Below are 17,984 nucleotides of genomic sequence, written 5' to 3'. Positions count from 1 at the left end.
CGTTCTAAGCAGCGGTGTTGAATCCTGGCAATCGAAGGATGCGGCGAGCGTCGTCGGGCGTAGCCACGGGGCGCCCAAGCTCTGCCGCAATCCGGGTAACGCGCGCGACCAGCTCTTCATTTCGAGCTAGCTTACCCTTCGTATACCAAATGTTGTCCTCGAGGCCGACGCGGACGTGGCCGCCCATCGCGACCGCGATCGTCGCCATCGGTAGCTGCATCCGCCCGATCGCCGCAACCGACCAGGTACACCCCGGCGGAAGCGCTCGCACGCAGTCGAGCAAAGCCTCGGCGCTTGCCTCGAGTCCGCCCGGAACGCCGAGCACGAAATCGACGTGTTGCGGAAAGCGCAGCAGGCCCTCGACCGCGAGCCGCTTCGCGTTTGTGAGATGTCCGGCATCAAAGATCTCGAGCTCGGGGCGCACGTCGTAACGCTGCATCACAGACAAGATGCCCCGCATGATCGGGAAGCTGTTCTCGAAAACGTCGTCGCCGAAATTGACGGTCCCGCACGTGAGAGTCGCCATCTCGGGTTGCAATTCGAGCGGAGCAGCACGCTCATCGGGCGTCATCCCAATCGCGCCGCCGGTTGAAAATTGCACGATCAATTTGCTGCGCGACCGGATTGCACGCAATGCATCACGGAAGCGCGCAACCGCCTGCGTATTCGCGCCGTCGTCCGTGCGACAGTGAACGTGCACGATCGACGCGCCCGCGGCTTCGCACGCGGCGGCGGTTTCGCCGAGCTGCTCCGGCGTTACCGGCAGATACGGCGTCTGATCCGGCGTCAACTCGGCACCGACGGGCGCAACGGTGACGATCAAGGGATCCATCGTAATCCTGCTTGCACGTCGTAACACGGAAGACCCGTGGCGCGCGAAACCGCATCACCCAGCGCCTTCGCATCGACGCTGCACCCTTCTCCAACCGGACAGGTCGTGCACGCAAGCACGCGCTCCGAACCGATCCGTTCACTCGCCACAAAACGCTGCGTCGTTTCGGCAACCCCCTCGATCGTCGACGCAAGCGCCATTCCGGTTGCGACGAACAAAGGATCGAAACCCGTTGCGACGACGGCGACACGATCGATCGCACCGTCGACGATGACGCGATCGACGCCGAGATGCACGAGGCGTTCGATAACGGATCGCATGCCACGCGCCGTCGGCGCACCGGAGATTTCGACATACTGCGGAATGTTCGTCCGATAAAACACGATCGGACCAAGTGCGCTGCGCTCGTGCTCGTCGAGAATCTCGATCGTGCGCGGTTGCGGAACGAGCGCGCGGCCGGCCGCCACGATCGTGCCGGCCTCGACAAAGATGCGCGGCTTCGGCGCTTCGTCGACGGCGTCGAAGGCTTCGCCGTCGCGTCCGATAGACGTAAGGCCAATCCGCAAATCGCGCGAGTCGGCAACCCGCAGAAGCGATGTGACAGTCGTTGTTTTGCCGACATTCTTGGCGGTCCCGACGACGATCAGCGAACGTGCGCCGGTGGCTTCCCAGCGATCGAAAAGCTCTTCCGCTACGCTCAACGCTAGAAACCGAGTGCGCGCGCGATCGCGAAAACGATGCCCGTCAGGGCGAGCAAGATTCCCGCAATGAGTCCCGTCGCTCCGCCGACGCGATTGCCGACGATGCGTCCGAGTGCCAAACCGCTGGTCGTCGCTACGATCGATGCGGCGAACACCGCTGCCAACGCGAAGACGATATTAACACCGAGGTACGGTAACGTAAAGCCGACGCCGAGTGAATCCAAACTGATCGAGATCGCTGCAACGAAAAGTCCCCAGCCCGTCGACAGGTCGAGCTCACCCGATTCCTCGCGCACGCTTTCGACGATCATGTAGACGCCGACGCCGATGAGCGCCACGAATCCAAGATATGCGGCGGCGGCGCCGATCAGCTGTCCGACGCCACGGCCGATTCCCGCCCCGATCAGATTCATGATAACTTCGGCGGCGCCGAATGCCGCACCGATACGCACTTTTTCTGCACGCGTGTGACCGCGAACGCCAACGCCGACTGAAACGGCGAATACGTCGAGCGCAAGAGAAACCGCGAGGACGGCGACCTTGAGAACCGCTGAAACCATGCGGTTCGCTTATTGGGCGGTTAGCGCGCTTTCACTCTTCGAGGCCAAAAGGCCGGTCAAGGCGCTTCGCAGTTGCGAAAGCGTGAAGGGTTTGTTCAGAAAATGATTTGCGCCGGCGGCTTTCGCGCGATCTTCCATGCCGTAGTTCGTGTGTGCGCTGATCATGAGAATCGGGACTTTCGCAGTCATCCGATTGGCGCGCAAGCGCTGGATGAGCTCGAGACCGGACATCCCGGGAAGCATGAAGTCGCTAATGATGACATCGTACGGCTTCTTGTCGTTGGCGCGAACCAGTGCCGACTCTGCGTCCGAACACAAAACGACCTCGTAGGTCGGGGTCCGCAAGACCGTTGCCATGAGCGTTCGCATGTCGGCATCGTCGTCGGCTACTAAGACGCGGTACGTCTGCGGAGTCATCTGTAAAGGCGTGTTTACGGGCCCTGACTCCCCCCGCCTCGCCTCGGTGAGCGGGTTGACGAAATTTTAACGCTTGCTTGGCCGCTCGCAGGCCGGCGCCGCACGCAGGGAGAGGTTTGCCCCGCAAAGATACCTTCCATCATGCCAAGTGCTGTTGCTAACGGTGTCTCGTCTCGACGGCGAGTTCGGGGACTTTCGCAAGGCGACTTGGCCAAAGCCGCCGGCGTCAGCCGCCAGGCAATCAGTGCAATCGAGTCCGGGCGCGCTCAACCCGGCGTCGGTTTGGCGCTCTCGGTCGCTCGCGCGCTCGATGCGAGCGTTGAGGATCTCTTCGGCCTAGCTTCGGGGGCGAGCATTGAGCCGGATCCGGCCACGCTCGCCGGACGCCGAGCGGCTACCGCGACGGTCGCCGGCCGGCGCGTAAATCGCCAACTTGACCCGCTCGACCCGCTCGCTACCCCCGAGCGGACCGAATCCGTGGCCTTCGTCGCCGGTTGCGAACCCGCGCTCGCCCTCTTAGCGGCGCACGTCAAGAACGTCGATTCGGACGCGGTCTGGTTTGCAACCAGTAATCGCGATGCACTTGCGGACCTGCGCGAGCGCCGCGTTCACGCCGCGCTAGTGCACGGTTCGAACGAGGAAGTGCAGCGGCTCGTGCGGCGCGCGGGTGACGACGCCTTCGACGTCTACGAGTTCGCGATGATAGAGGAAGGCTGGATCATCGGCCGCGGCAATCCGAAAAAATTTCGGGGAGCTCGCGATCTCGCCCGCGGCAGTATGCGGCTCGCGAATCGAGCCGTTGGCGCCGGAGCCCGCACGCTCCTCGACACGGAGCTTCGACGTGCGGGCGTGGCATCGCAAACGATCGCCGGCTACGGACACGCGGTTGCCGGTCACGCCGACGTCGCGCGTGCCGTCGCGTTCGGATACGCCGATGTCGGTCTCGGAGTCGCCGGCGTCGCCGACGCATTTCGCCTATCGTTCATCCCGCTACGTAACGAGCGCTGCGTTCTCGTGATTCGGCGCAGCGATTGCGGCCACACCGGCGTCGCGGCGATGGTGAGCGCGTTGCGCTCGACGGCGTTTCGCCGCGATCTCGCGGCATTCGGACCTTACGACATCACCCGACTAGGAGAAACTCTGTGAATCGTTCCGCCTGGATCGCTGCAAGTGCCGCAACGCTGCTCGGCGGGTTTGCTACGAAATCGCTCGCGCAGACACTCACCGTGCTCGACGTAGCATACGCCGGCTCGATGGGCTCGATGATGGAAGGCCCGATCAAGTCGACGGCAGCCAGCGCGCTTGCGGTTGACATGCACGGACGCGCGCAAGGCTCGGATGCGCTTGCAAAACTCATCGTAGGCGGCAGCATCACCGCCGACGTCTTCATTCCCGTAACGCCTGGCCCGGCGATGACGGTACTCAAGGCGGGCAAAGCGCAGACGGCGGTACCGATTGCGCGAACCGAGATGGTGATTGCATATAGCCCGAAGAGCAAATACGCGCAGCAGTTCGCCGATGCGGCTTCCGGTAAACGCGGCGGGATGCCGTGGTACGCGGTTTTGCAGCAACCTGGGATTCGTTTCGGCCGTACCGATCCGATGACCGATCCGCAGGGCCGCAACATCATCTACACGTTCCAGCTCGCGGAGGCGTACTACAAACAGCCGGGTCTCGCGCAAAAAGTTTTGGGCGACAACATCAACACCGCGCAAATCTTCGCCGAGCCGACCGTCGAAGCACGCCTGCAAAGTGGTGAGCTCGATGCGGCCTCAGCCTATAAGATTCAACCTGGGCCGTTCAATCTTCCGTACATCAACTTGCCCGACGAAATCAACTTAGGGAACCAGTCGATGCACGACCGCTACCAACAAGCGACGCGGACGCTGGGCGAGCGAACGTCACATCCCGAAGCACTCGTGTACTATGCGGCGGTGATTACCGGCTCGGCACGTGCCGACAAGGCTGCGGCATTTGTACAATGGCTCTCGAGCACTGGCGGCCAGGCGATCTTCCGGCAATACGCGTACGATTCACCGGTTGGGGCGGTCGCACTCTCTGAAAGGTAGCCTCGCGCGCGCAGGCGCGGTTCTGTTTGCAATCGTCGTTCTCTTTCCGCTGGCCGGCCTATTCGTTCGGGTCGGCTCGTGGCGTTGGGAAGGCAGCGGAACGCTCGACGCTGCGCGCGTATCGATTGGACTAACCGCGATCGCGATGGTGATCGTGGTTGCGCTCGGAACGCCGATGGCGCTCTACGTCGCGCGCTGCTCGGCACGCGAACGCCTGCTGTGGCAAGCGGTCTTGCTGGTATCCGTGCTTCTTCCGCCGCTGGCGCTCGGCATCTTGATATCGCTCGCGTTCGGACAGCACGGCCTGGGGCTTTTTCTCGAACAGTTCGGTCTCTCGATGACGAACACTCCGCTGGCCTTCGTCGTCACGCAGGTCTATGTCAGCGTCGGGTATTACGTTCTGGGCGCGATCGCTGCGCTCGACTCGGTGCCACGTCCGCTCGAGCTGCAAGCCGCGCTGCTCGGTCACGCGCCGTGGAGCGTTTTCTGGCGAGTGACGTTTCCGATTGCCCGGCTCGGGTTCGCGGTCGCGCTAAGCCTCGCGTGGGTCCGCGCGCTGACCGAGTTCGGCGCCGTTGTGATCACCGCGTACTATCCGGCCGGTCTGCCTGTTGCGATCTGGACGAATCTCGAAAACTTTGGCTTGCCGGCCGTGATGCCGCTGATGATCGTCTTTCTCGTCACCGCGCTTCCGCTGCCGTGGCTCGCACATCTGCTCGCGCAGCGGCGGAGCGTGCAGCGTGCTTGACGTGCATGTCGTCAAGCAGCGCGCGCACTTTCGCATCGACTGCCTAGTCGCAGTCAGCGCCGGCGAAGCCTGCGGTCTCTTCGGCGCATCCGGCGCCGGTAAGAGCACGACGCTCGCGTGCATTGCCGGGACCGAACGTCCCGATGACGGTTTCGTGCGGCTCGGCGGCGAGACATTGTTTCCGCCGCAGCGTGCATTGCACGAACGCTCCATCGGATACCTGACGCAGGATGCGAACATCTTTCCGCATCTGCGCGTTAGCGAGAACGTCCGCTTTGGCCTAACGAACGGCGCGCGTGATGAGAACGAAGCCTGGGTCGCGCAGCTGCGCGAACGCCTGCAGCTCGAATCGGTTTGGAATCAGCCGGCGCATGCAATTTCCGGCGGCCAAGCGCGGCGCGTCGCATTGGCGCGCACGCTGGCCCGCAAGCCCGCACTCGTCTTACTTGATGAGCCGTTCAGCGGCCTCGACAGGCATCTCGTCCGCGAGTTGCTCGCAACGCTCGTGACATGGCAGCGAGAGCTACGCTTCACGATGCTCGTCGTTGACCACAAGGCCGAGATCCTCGAGCGCCTGTGTGACCGCGCGATCGTCCTCGAGGAGGGTCGAGTCGTGCAAGACGCGAGATGGGACCTATTACATGCACACCCCGCCACGCCGCTTCTGGCTCAACTTCTGACCCCATTGTGAACATCGCCCGCCGTTTCGTCGCCGGTGAACAAATTGAAGACGCGATTGCAGCCGTTCGACGGCTGAACGATCGCGGGATGTCGGCGTCAATCGATTTCCTCGGTGAAGACGTGCACAGCATGCAAGACGCAATCGCCGTTCGCGGCGAGTACCTGCTTCTGCTCGACGCGCTTGCCGACGCGGGCGCACGCAGCAACGTCTCCGTCAAGCTGACGGCGCTCGGTTTGCTCGTCGATCGAGGACTTTGCACCGAGAACTTGCACGCGATCGTCGTGCGAGCTGCGGACACGACGCGGCGTAGCCTGATCGATCCCTTCGTCCGCATCGATATGGAAGGCTCAGCGCTCACCGATACGACGCTGCAAGTGTTCGAAGACGTTTTCGCCGAGCGAAAAAACGTGGGCATCGTGCTTCAAGCTTATCTCCACCGTACTCCCGCAGATGTGGCGCGCACCATCGCGCTCGGCGCACGCGTGCGCCTCTGCAAGGGCGCCTACAAAGAACCGGCGCAGATCGCAATCCGCGACATGCCTGCAATTCGGAGCGCATTCGTACAGCTTTCCGAGAACCTAATCACGCGCGGAAATTACCCGGCGATCGCGACGCACGATGAGTCCTTGCACAAAGCCGTCAAAGCATTCACGACCGAACGCGGCATCGCGAAGGACCGATTTGAATTTCAGATGCTCTACGGTGTACGGCCCGATTTACAAGAACGGCTCAACGCCGAAGGCTACAACGTACGCGTGTACGTTCCGTACGGGACGCACTGGGCGCAATATTTCTATCGCCGCATCCGCGAGCGGCGCGAAAACGCCTTACTGGCATTACGAGCCCTCGTCGGGCGCTAACCTACATCGAGGGGTGCGGTTGTGCGTTCGCCGGCTTGACGTTGGGGTTTAAGTCAGCAAATTCGCCCCTCGGATTCGGAATGACCCAAAAATTGATGTCCCAAATCGCGGGGAAGAGAAACACGAACGCGACCTCGCCGGGACTCTTCGCGATGCCCATATTGACCAGCGTTTGTTTTGTCGGCGACGCCACGGAGCCACCCGCATCCGAGAAGCGCTTCGTGCCCGCGCCGCCGTACTTGATGCCGTCCGGCGTGTGCAAACCGTAATGGATGTGCGCGTGAATAACCGACCAACGCGGGGGATTGATTCCCCACAGATTCGGCGGCACAGTGGTGTCGTTTTGAAGCACCGAGTAATCGACGCCGATCAAATGGCCTGCGGAGTCATACCAAACTTGGCTCGGGTGATCCACGTCGGCCGAAGTCCATTGTTGATTGGCCCATGAAATCGCGCCGCTTTTGTCCTCGTTCGTGAATCGAACGAAGCCGGCGCGAGCAGCCTTCTCGGTCGTCGAATAGTGCTTATGAACGAAGCGCGATGACTGCGTGATAAACGCGTGTTCCGCTGCGTCCGCATGCGGTGAGAGTTTCGATGCCCCCATTTGCGCGAAGACGGGAACCTGCGTCGCAACCAAAAGTGCGCTCGAGGCGGACAAAATGAATTCTCGCCGATGCATCATGATGGCGTGGGATTCGGCGTCGGGCTCGCTGTTTCCGAGGAGCTCGGCGACGGACTCGGCGAGGGCGTCGCTTTGCCGCGGCGCCGCCGGCGTGGCCGTGGGGTGAAAGCGGCCGGGTTGTAGGTGGTCAGCGGGATCGGTGTGAACGCCGCAAACGGCCGGTCTGTCGAGATCGTGTACGGCAAAGGAGTAGCGAGAACGGTTTTGTTCGGGTCAGTGGCATCAACCGTCACCGTCGTCCGCGCGCGCAGCTGCGTTCCGGGCGCGAGCGTGAGATCCGAGCCGCGCACCGGCGGCGAGCTTCTCGCCTTCGCGGGCAGCACGACGTCGTCGGGATTCGCGAGTACCAGCGTCGCACTCAGTGCCGGATGCTGCAATCGCAACGGCAGATTGAGCTCGTCATCCAAACGGAGCGACTCAACGCGAAGCACGACTTCACCCCCGACGCCGTTTCCGGCGCGCCGTACTTCGGTGACGATGAGATGCAGCGGCGTGCCCGCCTTCGCGAGCGTTTTCCCGCGCAACACGATCGCGTCGCGCAAATGCGCGGGTACGATCGCGCCGGGCTCCAGCTCGGCCGTGCTGACCGTATGGTCGAGCACGATCGTTTCCACGGACCCGGCAAATAAAAGGAAGCCCGCCGCAGCCGGCTGCGACGGGTCGGCACGAACTAAAAGCGGGATGGCGACGCTCGCAACGAGCGCCGCCAACGCGGCGCCTTTGCGCGTCGCCCTCACGACTGGGTTAGGAAGCTCGCTTTTCGCTCTCGGGAGCGGCGGCTGCGGCCGCGCGCTTGCCTTGCTCGATCAGGGCTTTGACCTTCTGGCCACCCTTCTGACCGATCTCTTCGTAGAAGCTCGGGCCGTAACGGTCGCGAGTCGCCTCGCCGCCTTTCTTTCCGCCCTTCTTACCAATCGTTTCGTAAAACGCGTGTCCGTGCGCGGCCTTGGTGGCCTGACCGCCCTTGCGCCCGATATTCTCGTAGAATTCCGGGCCGTACTTACGTTTGACGGTCTCGCCGCCTTTTTGGCCGGCTTCCCGAACGGTCATTCCGCCGCCGGGCTTTTTCGCTGGGGTCGACATAACTGGATTTTAAACCTCGTGTTTTCGGATGGACTATACCTTATAACGCACAAACGTCCCCGAAAGTTGGGTACCGACCCGTGAAGCTGCTCACTTGCTTCGTTCTTCTTGCAATCTTGACAGTTGCTGGGGTCGCCGCTTCGGGCAACCCCTATCGTACGATTGAATACTGGGAACTGAATCGGTCGCCGGGCGGCAACCAACTCGCTTCCCTTATTAACCAGGGCGACCCAGCAGTGGCAGCACGCGCTGCCTTGGCGTTAGGGAGGACCGGCAAGTTGCTGGCAGCCGATCCCCTGCTACAGCATACCCAGGCGAGCGACGCCGCAATCAGAGCTATGTCCGTGTACGGCTTGGGCCTCCTCGCGCCGGCTCTCGGCGGAACGTCGCTCTCGGCGATGCTGCAGCCGCTGGCTGCCGATCGCAAGGCGCGCGCCGGGACCGCAATCGTCGATGCACTCTCGGATTCTTCCGACGCGGTTTGCGTTGCGGCGCTCGACGCGACTGCACGTTTTGCGGTCGCCGGCGATCTCTCACCGCAACTAACGAGCGCTTCGTTCGAGCGCGTGACACACATCTTACGCGCCGATGCATCACCAGTGTTGCGCGGACGCGCTGCGTTCACGCTCGCCTGGTATCCGCCGGCAAATCGCTCGCTTCACTCCCGTGCATTGCAAGCGCTCCAAGCCGCGTTCGCGCACGAAGACGACGACACGGCACGTTGGCACGAGATGTGGGCGCTCGGGCGCGGATTCGCAAAAGAAGTCGACGGCAAAACGATCGCGGCTGGACTTGCCGACAAGTCCGAGCTCGTGCAAATTCAAACGCTGCACGTCCTCGAGCGACGGTTGAGCAAAGGGTGGATTCCACAGGTTGAGCCGCTCGCGCACGATCCGCGCTGGCAAGTGAACGAAGAAGCGCACGACGCGATCAAGGTGATGAACGGCGGCAAACGGACGGAGCATTTGAAGACGCTGCCCAACGGTGTCGTCACGCCGCCACCACAGGTGTCACCGAGCGAACAACCTGCGAACCTTGCCGTGCCGACGAAAAAACTGCACGCTCCGAACCTCGATCAACTCATCTACAGGCCGCACGTTCTGCCGCGCACGCTCGCACAGATGACGGGTCCGGCGAATGGGCCGCATCCGCGCGTTGCGATCGTCACGACGCAAGGCACGCTCACGCTCGTACTCTATCCTGAATGGGCGCCGAGCACGGTCGCGAGCTTCTTGAACCTTGCCAAGACAGGTTATTACAACAATAACCGCTGGTTCCGAATCGTCCCCGACTTCGTCGTGCAAACCGGTGACCGCACCAACACGGGCGACGGAGATGCCGGCTTCACGATTCCGGCAGAGGAAAATCCGATCGAGCAAGACTCGGGCGTTATCTCGATGGGGCTCGAGTACACCAAGGCCGGCGCGAAGCGCGACTCGGCGGGCTCGCAGTTCTACATCACGCTCTCACCGCAACTGCACCTCGACATGGCGTTCACGGTCTTCGGCCACGTCGAGGACGGCTTCGACGTACTCGGACGGTTGCTCGAGTCGGACAAGATCATCACGATCCGCCGATTGCCCGACGAACAGATCGGCTCCTAACACATGGCGACCGTCGCGCTTATCGACTATTCGTGGCCGGATTTGGCGATCGAGCGCGCGATCGTCGGCGGCGCAGGGCACACACTCATCGAGGGACCGTTGAAATCCGGCGATCCGTCGGCGCTCGAAGCGTTTATCAAGCAGCACGATCCTGAGACGATCATGGTAACTTACACGCAGATTACGTCGCAGGTTATCGCACAGGCGACGAACCTGCGGCACATTGCACGTGTCGGGATCGGGACAGATAACGTTGCGATTCCAGCCGCTACGGAACGCGGCGTGCTCGTCACGAACGTCCCGGATTACTGCATTGAGGAAGTCTCAGACCACGCAATCGCGCTCATGCTTGCTTTCACACGCCGCATCAACGAATACGATCGCGAAGTGCACGCGGGGCGTTGGGGATTGCTGGCTGCGGAACGGCTCCGGCGCACGAACAAACTCACCGTGGGCGTGATTGGCTATGGCCGCATCGGACGCGCCACGGCGCGTAAGCTGCACGGACTGGGGGCGAGCGTACTCGCGTACGATGTGATGAGCGTAAGCGATCGCGGACCCGCAAAAATGGTCGGGCTCGATGAGCTGATCACAGGTAGCGATGTCGTCATCTTGCACACGCCCTTGGATGCGTCGACGCATCACATGGTCGATCGCGCTTTCGTCGGCAAGATGCGCAACGGTGCGATCCTCGTCAACGTGAGTCGCGGACCGCTCGTCGACAATGATGCCGTCCTCGAAGGCCTACGCTCCGGGAAACTGAGTGGCGTCGGACTCGATGTGGTCGAGGGCGAACCGAACCCACCCCGCGCGCTCGTCGAGCACCCGGACGCGATCGTCACGCCGCACGTCGCCTACGCCTCGGATCTCGCGGTCGGCGATCTGCGCACACGCGCGAGCGAAGAAGTCGTGCGTGTTCTCGCCGGCGAGAAGCCCCGAAATCCGTGTAATAGCATCGCGGCGCGAACGTAACAAGCGATCACGCCCCCAATGTCAGACTGAGCGCAGCGAACGAAGTGAGCGAAGTCGAAGGTCAGCGACCAAACTCAGGGCCGGTCAGACTCGTGGCGCACGACCCGGCGTGGTCAGCGCTCACCGAACGTGAGGCTGCGAGAATGCGCGAATCGCTTGGCGCGATTCTGCTTGAGGTTTATCACATCGGATCGACCGCGATCTCCGGGATCGTCGCAAAGCCCGTTGTCGACCTCATTCCCGTCGTCCGCGACCTCCCAAGTCTCGATGCGGCGCGCGCGAAGATCGAAGCGCTCGGCTATAGCTGGTGGGGCGAGTTCGGCATCGCCGAACGCCGCTATTGCACGCTTGACGACTTCGGTCGCCGCCTCGTCAATGCCCACTTCTATGCTGTGGGAAATCCGCAGATCGAACGGCACGTCGCCTTTCGCGACTACCTTCGCGCGCATCCGGAGGTTGCGCGAGAGTACGAAGCGCTAAAGATTCGCCTAGCCGCCGAGTATGGAAATGACGTCCTCGAATATGCGGACGCAAAAACGCCGTGGATTCGTTCTGTGGAATCCGCGGCGATTAGTTTCTATCGATCGAGATGATCGCTGTCCTTCGACTACGCGCCTTCGACGCTACGCTCAGGATGACAACGGGGGCTACTCATTGCTCCAGTAGTCTTTGAGGGCTTTGCCTCTCGACGGGTGGCGTAGCTTCCGCAAAGCTTTCGCTTCGATTTGACGGATGCGTTCGCGCGTGACGCCGAACTCTTGGCCGACTTCTTCGAGCGTACGCTGGTGGCCGTCTTCGAGACCGAAGCGCAGAACCAGCACTTTGCGCTCACGCTCGGTGAGGTTTTTAAGGACGTCCGCCATCTTTTCTTTGAGGAGCATGACCGAGGCGGCTTCCGCGGGCGCGACCGCTTCCTGATCCTCGATGAAGTCACCGAGATGCGAGTCTTCCTCTTCACCGATCGGCGTCTCGAGCGAGATCGGCTCTTGGGAGATCTTGATGACCTCGCGAACCTTTTCGGGCGTTAAGCCCATCTCGGTTGCGATCTCTTCGACCGACGGATCGCGGCCAAGCTCTTGCAGCAGCTGGCGTGAGATCTTGATCAGACGGTTGATCGTCTCGACCATGTGCACGGGGATGCGAATCGTTCGGGCTTGATCGGCGAGCGCGCGTGTGATCGCTTGGCGAATCCACCATGTCGCGTACGTCGAGAACTTGTAGCCCTTGCGATAGTCGAATTTCTCGACCGCCCTGATCAATCCGAGGTTCCCTTCCTGGATCAAATCCAAGAAGAGCATGCCGCGCCCGACGTACTTCTTCGCGATCGAGACCACGAGCCGTAGATTGGCTTCGGTGAGCTGCCGTTTAGCTTGCTCGCCCTCGTGCAAGATGACCGAATCGGCGCTGCCGTTCTTGGCAGCTTCCAGCTCGCCGCGCTCGATCGCCATCGCCAGTCGCTTCTCGTCCTCCATTGAGAGGAGCGGGACGCGGCCGATCTCCTTGAGATACATGCGAACCGGATCATCAAGCGACAGACCGGCCGGAAGGGAATCGTCCTCTTCGGCTTCGCGCTTTTCTTCCTTCGTTTGTTCGTCGACGACCGCAATGCCGAGCGTCTCGAGTTCCGCGAGGACGTCGTCCATTTTCTCGGAGTTCGTCTCTTCTTCGCTGTTCTCAAAAATCGCATTGACTTCGTCCCAGGTGACCGAACGGCGCTTTTTCCCGCGTTCAATCAGGCGCTTGATCAACTCATCAAGCGACAATTCGGGCTTCTCGGCTACTGCAGCGGCGGACTTCTTACGAGCCATAATTTACGTATTCACCTCCCTTCTCTCGCGTTTGTGCTGCGCTTCCCGCAGCGCGTCTTCCAATTGAACCTGACGTTCCTTGATCTCCTTTGGTATCGGCCTGCCTTCGGAAAGGAGTGATGTGATCTCGTGCTCGAGCGTCGCCAGCTCCGAGCGAACCTGAGCAGCCCGGCGATCGCCGTCGAGCCGCACCGCGACCCGGTCGAGAAACGCACGCCGTTGCGAGCTGTCCTCGAAACGGCGAAGCTTCGAACGCTCGCCGAGCTCCAACTCGGCGAGGAGCGTGACCACGTCTCCACGCTCCGAAAAAAGTGCCGAAACGTCGGCGGCCGTCCGCAGGTCGGCTCGCGCGGCATACAACTGCTCGAGAACCTCACGAAGGACGGGATCGACAAACGCTTCAGGAGCGATGCCGCCGACGTACTCGTCTAATAACAACGGTTCTTCGACGAACGCTGCGACGACGTCGCGCTCGAACGTGACACGCTTGGGCGCCGGGGCAAGATGGCGGGTAAAGCGAGCGCCCGGCGGGGTTCTGGGAGCGAATCGCGTCGGATCGCCCATCGTAATGCTGCTCTCTAAGTCGCTCGGGTGCAGTTTGAGAAGCCCGGCGACGTAGATGCGGCGTTGATGCCATTCTTCGCGCGGTGAAAGCTCGCGCATGATTCGCTCGCCCTCGCGCGCCTTTTGCGCGGGCGTTCGGTGCGAAGCGGCGAGGGGCCCAATGGCCCGGTCGAGTGCAAATTCCACCGCGTCGACTGCATGGTCGAGTAAGGTTTGGAATCCGGCTGCACCCTGCGAGCGCACGAAGCTATCCGGATCCTCGCCGACGGGAAGCGCCACGATCTTGACGCTCAACTCTTTATTCGCAGCGAGGATGCCGATCGATTTCCGCGCAGCCGCTTGCCCGGCGACGTCAGCGTCGTAGCAGACGAAGATCGTCGTGGCATATTTTTGCAGCTCAACGGCCTGCTCAGGTGTAAAGGCCGTTCCGAGCGCCGCTACGGCATTTCCGAACCCCGCCTGGTGCAGCGCGATGCAGTCGAGATATCCCTCAACCACGATCAGCGTGCCGTCTTTGGCAGCGTTTCGGCGCGCCACGTTGAGCGCGTAGACAAAACGGCCCTTCGTATAAACAGGCGTCGTCCCGGTATTGAGATACTTCGGGTTCTCGTCTGCGAGCGCGCGTCCGCCAAAAGCGACGACCTCGCCGGTCGTGGCGTATGTCGGAACCATAATGCGGTTGCGGAAGACGTCGTAGACGCCGCGTCCCTCGCCGCGCGCTTTGACAAGGCCGGCGGCCAGCGCGATCTGAACGTCGACGCCCTCACGCCGCAGCTCGTCGGCGAGCGCACTCCACTCCGGCAACGAAAAGCCCAGTTGGAACGCCTCAATCGTCGCGGCCGTGATGCCCCGGCCTTCACAATAACGCCGCGCGGCCTCACCGCGCGGGTCGTTCAGCAGCAAGCGATGGAAGAATGCTGCCGCGATCTTGTTGGCGTCATAAATTGATTCGCGCTCGCTACGGCGGCGCGATTCGCGCGGATCTTCTTCGACGAGCTCGACGCCTGCGCGCTTCGCGAGCATTCGTGCCGCATCCGGAAAGCGGAGATTTTCAAGCTCCATCATGAAGCGGATCGCATCGCCGCCTTTTCCACAGCCGAAGCATTTGAAAAAGCCACGATCCGGATGCACGTGAAACGACGGTGTCTTCTCGCCGTGAAACGGGCAGAGCCCGACCAGGTCACGTCCGCGTTTGTGCAGCGAAACGTATTGACCGATCAGAGCCGCGAGGTCGGTTCTTGCAAGTATTTCTCGCGTCACCGACTGGTCGATCCGCACCACTTGAATCTTCGCGCCGGGCCTCGGCTACCCCGCTACGAGGTCGCTTCCGAGCGCGCCGCGCGCGACGCCACGAAAACGAACGCGACCGCAATGATCCCGATGCCGTTCAACAGGAGCGTAACGCGATCGTTCAGCTCCATCGACCCCATCGAGACTCCTCCAAAGACGTCGCCGATCGCGCGCTCCATCACTGCACCCGCAAGCATTGCGCCCAGGACGAACAAGATGATGAACCATCGAACGACGCGCGCGGGAAACGATTTCATGTAGATGGCGATAAGCGGCGGAATCAGCAGATCGCCATAGATAAACGTTGTATTCGCTCCAAGCGGGATTCCGGCTTGCGCGAGAAACCGCGCGATCGGAACGTTCCCCATCGAGCAGATGAACGAGATGACCGCTAATAGTAGGCCAACTGCAAGAAGCAAGATATAACCAGCGTAGGGAACTGAGCCGACACTCTGCAGCGCGCGCGCAAACCAATCTTGCGGAACGAGCGCGGCGGCGAATCCGGCAATTACGTAGCCGACGATCAGTTCGTTGCGAAGCATTGCGACGTCGGCTAGCGCAGTTTCGGCGATCGTTCGCCACGTCGCCGGATCGCGCAGGGCGCGCCAACCCGCGGCACCATCGGCTGCGTCTGTGTTCCCGTCGCCCACCCATCGTCTGGGATCTGCCGCGAGATCTTTTGCGTGCTTCTGCCCGCACGCAAGATATGTCCGCCCCTCGCAAGTCACTGCGAGATCAGGCTCGCCTTCCATCCCGCAAATCGGACACTCTGTGACGATCCCGGGCTGCGCACCACCAGGGGCTGGACGCTCGCGGCGCAGCCGTTCCAGTTCATCGCGCCCGAAAACCACGCTGAATCCCGTAACCACGACCGCGATGATGATGACCCCGCCGAAAAACTCGGCGAACGCAAACTTCCAACCGAGCAGACTCCAAAAGAGAATCAAAATCGCCAGATTCATGTTCGTCGACGAAATCAGGAACGAAAAGACCGCGCGAATGTCGGCGCCGCGCTGATAGAACCCTTTGGCTGCAGCGGAAGCGCCGTACGAACATGCCGATGCGATGATGCCGAATCCGGCGGCAGATAGAATGCCGCGCAGATTGCCGCCTAGATAGCGATGCATCATCGCGGGCGTCAGCACGACTTGAACCACTGCGGAAATCAAGAAGCCGAAGATCAGCCCGAAGAGACTGTCCCAGAAAAACTGCAGCGACTGGAGCAGGCCGGCCGCAACCGCATTCAAGACCATCATTGTCACAAGACTTCGCGAAGGAGAGAAAATGTCACTGGCTGAGATACTCGATCGCACGCGTACCGCCGCCGAGGCTAAGAGACCGCCTGAAGTGGTCGCGGAGATGCACCGAGCGGTTGACGAGCTCCGTAAGTCACGAGCGCTCGAGCGAATCCTCAAGGTTGGTCAGTCGATGCCGGCTTTTCGCCTGCCGAATCAAGATGGACACGAAATTGACTCCGCGACTTTCCTCACAAAAGGGCCGCTCGTCGTTACTTTCTATCGGGGCAAATGGTGACCGTACTGCAATCTAGAGCTGTCAGCTCTAGGCCGCTCGTATAACGACATCCGCGCGCTCGGCGCGGATTTGGTCGCGATCTCGCCAACGACCCGAGAGTTCGCAAAGGTCGTCCACGACCAGCATAGCCTACCGTTCGACGTCCTCTCCGATTTGCGGAACGAAGTCGCCGCTCGCTTCGGTTTGGTCTTCCGGCTCCCCGATTATCTCATCAAAATCTACAAGAGTTTTCCACTGAATCTTCCTGATTACAACGCTGACGAATCGTGGACGCTGCCGGTTCCGGCGCGCTTTATCGTGTCGACGGACGGCATCATCCGAAAGGTTGACGCAGACCCGGACTACACGCGCCGACCCGAACCAGATGCGACGGTTGCGTTCCTTCGGGAACTGTGTTAGTGTTTGGCGCAATGAACGCGTGCTGCGAAAAAATGGCCTGTTGTATGTCGCCCTTGCTGGGGTCGGCGTAGCGGTCGTTCGCGCAGCCTCGTAGGCTTCACGAGACCCTCACCGACCGGTGGGGGCCTTTTGTTTTTCAGCACTTACGTGAAGCCGATGAGGAAAATAATGCTCTCCGCAGAGCTATCGCAGTACGCCGAATCTAAAATCTACATCATCCACGAGAATGACGCGTGGGTCGTTCCGTTGCACGCAGCACTCGACGAGCTGCACCTGCCCTACGAAGACATCTTCGTAGACACCGGGCTGATCGATTTTGCGCAAGCGCCGCCGCGCGGCGTCTTCTACAACCGCATGAGCGCCTCATCGCACACGCGCGACCATCGCTACGCAATCGAGCTAACCGACGTTTTGCTGGCATGGCTCGACGAACATGGACGCCGCGTCGTCAACGGCCGTAAATCACTCGCGCTCGAGCGCAGCAAGATCGCGCAGTATGCGGCCCTCGCACCCTTTGACATCTGGACGCCCGCCACGCTTGCGGCGGTGGGCGATCAGGCGATCATCGCCGCAGCGCAAACGTTTGCGGGCCCGTTTGTCGTCAAGCCGAATCGCGGCGGCAAAGGCCTCGGCGTGCGGCTCTTCCGCAACGTCGACGCACTCGTTACGGCGCTCGGCGGCGGGGAGCTTCCCGCTCCGGTTGACGGCGTGACGCTGGTGCAGCAATACATCCAGGCGGCGACGCCGACGATCACACGCCTGGAGTTTATCGGCGGCGATTTCTTCTACGCCGTGAACGTCGATACGTCTCAAGGCTTCGAGCTGTGCCCGGCGGACGTCTGCGCTCCCGACGCCGCGATCTGCGCGCCACAGGAAGCCCCGCGTCCGCGCTTTGCGATCCAGCCCGAATTTGCGAGCCCGCTGATCGAGAAGTGCGAGGCATTTCTCGCCGCGCACGACGCGCAAATCGCCGGCATCGAGTTCATCCAAGACGAGCACGGCCGGCCATTCGTTTACGACGCCAACTTCAACACGAATTACAATCCTGAAGCCGAGGCGGCTGCCGGAGAATTCGGGATGAAGGCGATCGCGGGCTATCTTGGAGCGGAACTGTCGGCACTTAAACGACGCGAGCGGCTCCGCGCGGCGAGATAAAGGAAGGACACCGGCTCGTAGTCTA

Annotated in this window: 19 protein-coding genes and 1 pseudogene; 10 read left to right on the top strand and 10 right to left on the bottom strand. The window is 61.6% G+C overall.

Going from position 1 to position 17,984, the window contains the following annotated elements:
• Positions 1 to 4: 4 nt before the first annotated feature.
• The 4 genes from VGG22_01360 to VGG22_01345 are packed head-to-tail and all read right to left on the bottom strand — an operon-like array spanning position 5 to position 2,510.
• Positions 5 to 832 (bottom strand): 3-keto-5-aminohexanoate cleavage protein, encoded by an 828-nt coding sequence (locus tag VGG22_01360; protein ID HEY1727009.1) that lies wholly within the window; start codon positions 830 to 832, stop codon positions 5 to 7.
• Positions 820 to 1,533 carry a hypothetical protein gene (locus VGG22_01355; GenBank protein HEY1727008.1) on the bottom strand — a complete coding sequence of 238 codons (714 nt, stop codon included), beginning with the start codon at positions 1,531 to 1,533 and terminating at the stop codon, positions 820 to 822. Before VGG22_01355 ends, VGG22_01360 begins: the two co-directional genes overlap by 13 nt.
• 2 nt (positions 1,534 to 1,535) lie before the next feature.
• Positions 1,536 to 2,093, bottom strand: a complete 558-nt coding sequence (locus tag VGG22_01350; GenBank protein HEY1727007.1) for a manganese efflux pump — start codon at positions 2,091 to 2,093, stop codon at positions 1,536 to 1,538.
• 9 nt (positions 2,094 to 2,102) lie between these two features.
• Positions 2,103 to 2,510, bottom strand: coding sequence for a response regulator (locus VGG22_01345; GenBank protein HEY1727006.1), 408 nt, complete (start codon positions 2,508 to 2,510; stop codon positions 2,103 to 2,105).
• A gap of 141 nt (positions 2,511 to 2,651) precedes the next feature.
• On the opposite strand from VGG22_01345, the gene VGG22_01340 reads away from it, so the two are divergent.
• From VGG22_01340 to VGG22_01320, 5 genes are read left to right on the top strand one after another with little or no spacing between them, the layout of a single operon-like run.
• Entirely contained in the window at positions 2,652 to 3,656 is a 1,005-nt protein-coding gene (locus VGG22_01340) for a substrate-binding domain-containing protein (GenBank protein ID HEY1727005.1), read from the top strand.
• The gene (locus VGG22_01335; protein HEY1727004.1) at positions 3,653 to 4,579 is read left to right on the top strand and encodes an extracellular solute-binding protein; all 927 of its coding nucleotides are present in this window, start codon (positions 3,653 to 3,655) and stop codon (positions 4,577 to 4,579) included. Before VGG22_01340 ends, VGG22_01335 begins: the two co-directional genes overlap by 4 nt.
• On the top strand, positions 4,551 to 5,327 hold the full coding sequence (locus tag VGG22_01330; protein HEY1727003.1) for an ABC transporter permease subunit: 777 nt from the start codon (positions 4,551 to 4,553) through the stop codon (positions 5,325 to 5,327). The genes VGG22_01335 and VGG22_01330 overlap by 29 nt, the downstream gene beginning before the upstream one ends.
• A complete protein-coding gene (locus VGG22_01325) occupies positions 5,320 to 6,018 on the top strand; it encodes an ATP-binding cassette domain-containing protein (protein ID HEY1727002.1) in 699 nt (232 codons plus the stop codon). The genes VGG22_01330 and VGG22_01325 overlap by 8 nt, the downstream gene beginning before the upstream one ends.
• Complete coding sequence (locus VGG22_01320; protein HEY1727001.1) at positions 6,015 to 6,869, top strand: proline dehydrogenase family protein; 855 nt, start codon at positions 6,015 to 6,017, stop codon at positions 6,867 to 6,869. The genes VGG22_01325 and VGG22_01320 overlap by 4 nt, the downstream gene beginning before the upstream one ends.
• A 1-nt stretch (position 6,870) precedes the next feature.
• Here VGG22_01320 and VGG22_01315 read toward each other — a convergent pair whose 3' ends face one another.
• From VGG22_01315 to VGG22_01305, 3 genes are read right to left on the bottom strand one after another with little or no spacing between them, the layout of a single operon-like run.
• Entirely contained in the window at positions 6,871 to 7,551 is a 681-nt protein-coding gene (locus VGG22_01315; protein ID HEY1727000.1) for a hypothetical protein, read from the bottom strand.
• Positions 7,548 to 8,261: a hypothetical protein gene (locus VGG22_01310; GenBank protein ID HEY1726999.1), complete on the bottom strand. Its 714-nt coding sequence runs from the start codon at positions 8,259 to 8,261 to the stop codon at positions 7,548 to 7,550. The genes VGG22_01315 and VGG22_01310 overlap by 4 nt, the downstream gene beginning before the upstream one ends.
• Before the next feature lie 34 nt (positions 8,262 to 8,295).
• On the bottom strand, positions 8,296 to 8,634 hold the full coding sequence (locus VGG22_01305; GenBank protein ID HEY1726998.1) for a hypothetical protein: 339 nt from the start codon (positions 8,632 to 8,634) through the stop codon (positions 8,296 to 8,298).
• A 344-nt stretch (positions 8,635 to 8,978) separates the two neighbouring features.
• Here VGG22_01305 and VGG22_01300 point away from each other — a divergent pair, with 344 nt between their 5' ends.
• From VGG22_01300 to VGG22_01290, 3 genes are read left to right on the top strand one after another with little or no spacing between them, the layout of a single operon-like run.
• The gene (locus VGG22_01300) at positions 8,979 to 10,238 is read left to right on the top strand and encodes a peptidylprolyl isomerase (protein ID HEY1726997.1); all 1,260 of its coding nucleotides are present in this window, start codon (positions 8,979 to 8,981) and stop codon (positions 10,236 to 10,238) included.
• 3 nt (positions 10,239 to 10,241) lie between these two features.
• A complete protein-coding gene (locus tag VGG22_01295; GenBank protein HEY1726996.1) occupies positions 10,242 to 11,210 on the top strand; it encodes a C-terminal binding protein in 969 nt (322 codons plus the stop codon).
• A 44-nt stretch (positions 11,211 to 11,254) separates the two neighbouring features.
• Positions 11,255 to 11,803, top strand: a complete 549-nt coding sequence (locus tag VGG22_01290) for a GrpB family protein (GenBank protein ID HEY1726995.1) — start codon at positions 11,255 to 11,257, stop codon at positions 11,801 to 11,803.
• A 54-nt stretch (positions 11,804 to 11,857) separates the two neighbouring features.
• On the opposite strand, the gene rpoD is transcribed toward VGG22_01290, so the two are convergent.
• Genes rpoD through VGG22_01275 form a run of 3 tightly spaced genes read right to left on the bottom strand, consistent with a single transcriptional unit; the run spans position 11,858 to position 16,128 of the window.
• Positions 11,858 to 13,018 carry an RNA polymerase sigma factor RpoD gene (gene rpoD, locus VGG22_01285; GenBank protein HEY1726994.1) on the bottom strand — a complete coding sequence of 387 codons (1,161 nt, stop codon included), beginning with the start codon at positions 13,016 to 13,018 and terminating at the stop codon, positions 11,858 to 11,860.
• A 3-nt stretch (positions 13,019 to 13,021) separates the two neighbouring features.
• Positions 13,022 to 14,860 (bottom strand): DNA primase, encoded by a 1,839-nt coding sequence (gene dnaG, locus VGG22_01280; GenBank protein ID HEY1726993.1) that lies wholly within the window; start codon positions 14,858 to 14,860, stop codon positions 13,022 to 13,024.
• A gap of 35 nt (positions 14,861 to 14,895) precedes the next feature.
• Positions 14,896 to 16,128, bottom strand: coding sequence for a permease (locus tag VGG22_01275; protein HEY1726992.1), 1,233 nt, complete (start codon positions 16,126 to 16,128; stop codon positions 14,896 to 14,898).
• Positions 16,129 to 16,417: 289 nt separating this feature from the next.
• On the opposite strand from VGG22_01275, the pseudogene VGG22_01270 reads away from it, so the two are divergent.
• Together VGG22_01270 and VGG22_01265 are read left to right on the top strand one after the other, a co-directional pair.
• Positions 16,418 to 16,804 (top strand): annotated as a pseudogene (locus VGG22_01270) (redoxin domain-containing protein).
• 168 nt (positions 16,805 to 16,972) lie between these two features.
• Positions 16,973 to 17,959, top strand: coding sequence for a hypothetical protein (locus VGG22_01265; protein HEY1726991.1), 987 nt, complete (start codon positions 16,973 to 16,975; stop codon positions 17,957 to 17,959).
• Positions 17,960 to 17,984 lie beyond the last annotated feature (25 nt).

The organism is Candidatus Baltobacteraceae bacterium, from assembly GCA_036489885.1.
In the GTDB taxonomy this organism is placed as follows: Bacteria; Vulcanimicrobiota; Vulcanimicrobiia; order Vulcanimicrobiales; family Vulcanimicrobiaceae; genus JAFAMS01.
Note: the sequence above shows the minus strand (reverse complement) of the source record. Positions and strands in the feature narration are given on the sequence as shown.

What these genes read in the sequence shown, in the direction of transcription:
- VGG22_01360 (HEY1727009.1), bottom strand. Translation starts at nt 832, where the DNA reads ATGGATCCCTTGATCGTCACCGTTGCGCCCGTCGGTGCCGAGTTGACG.
- VGG22_01350 (HEY1727007.1), bottom strand. Translation starts at nt 2,093, where the DNA reads ATGGTTTCAGCGGTTCTCAAGGTCGCCGTCCTCGCGGTTTCTCTTGCG.
- VGG22_01345 (HEY1727006.1), bottom strand. Translation starts at nt 2,510, where the DNA reads ATGACTCCGCAGACGTACCGCGTCTTAGTAGCCGACGACGATGCCGAC.
- VGG22_01340 (HEY1727005.1), top strand. Translation starts at nt 2,652, where the DNA reads ATGCCAAGTGCTGTTGCTAACGGTGTCTCGTCTCGACGGCGAGTTCGG.
- VGG22_01315 (HEY1727000.1), bottom strand. Translation starts at nt 7,551, where the DNA reads ATGATGCATCGGCGAGAATTCATTTTGTCCGCCTCGAGCGCACTTTTG.
- VGG22_01305 (HEY1726998.1), bottom strand. Translation starts at nt 8,634, where the DNA reads ATGTCGACCCCAGCGAAAAAGCCCGGCGGCGGAATGACCGTTCGGGAA.
- VGG22_01295 (HEY1726996.1), top strand. Translation starts at nt 10,242, where the DNA reads ATGGCGACCGTCGCGCTTATCGACTATTCGTGGCCGGATTTGGCGATC.
- rpoD (HEY1726994.1), bottom strand. Translation starts at nt 13,018, where the DNA reads ATGGCTCGTAAGAAGTCCGCCGCTGCAGTAGCCGAGAAGCCCGAATTG.
- VGG22_01275 (HEY1726992.1), bottom strand. Translation starts at nt 16,128, where the DNA reads ATGATGGTCTTGAATGCGGTTGCGGCCGGCCTGCTCCAGTCGCTGCAG.
- VGG22_01265 (HEY1726991.1), top strand. Translation starts at nt 16,973, where the DNA reads ATGCTCTCCGCAGAGCTATCGCAGTACGCCGAATCTAAAATCTACATC.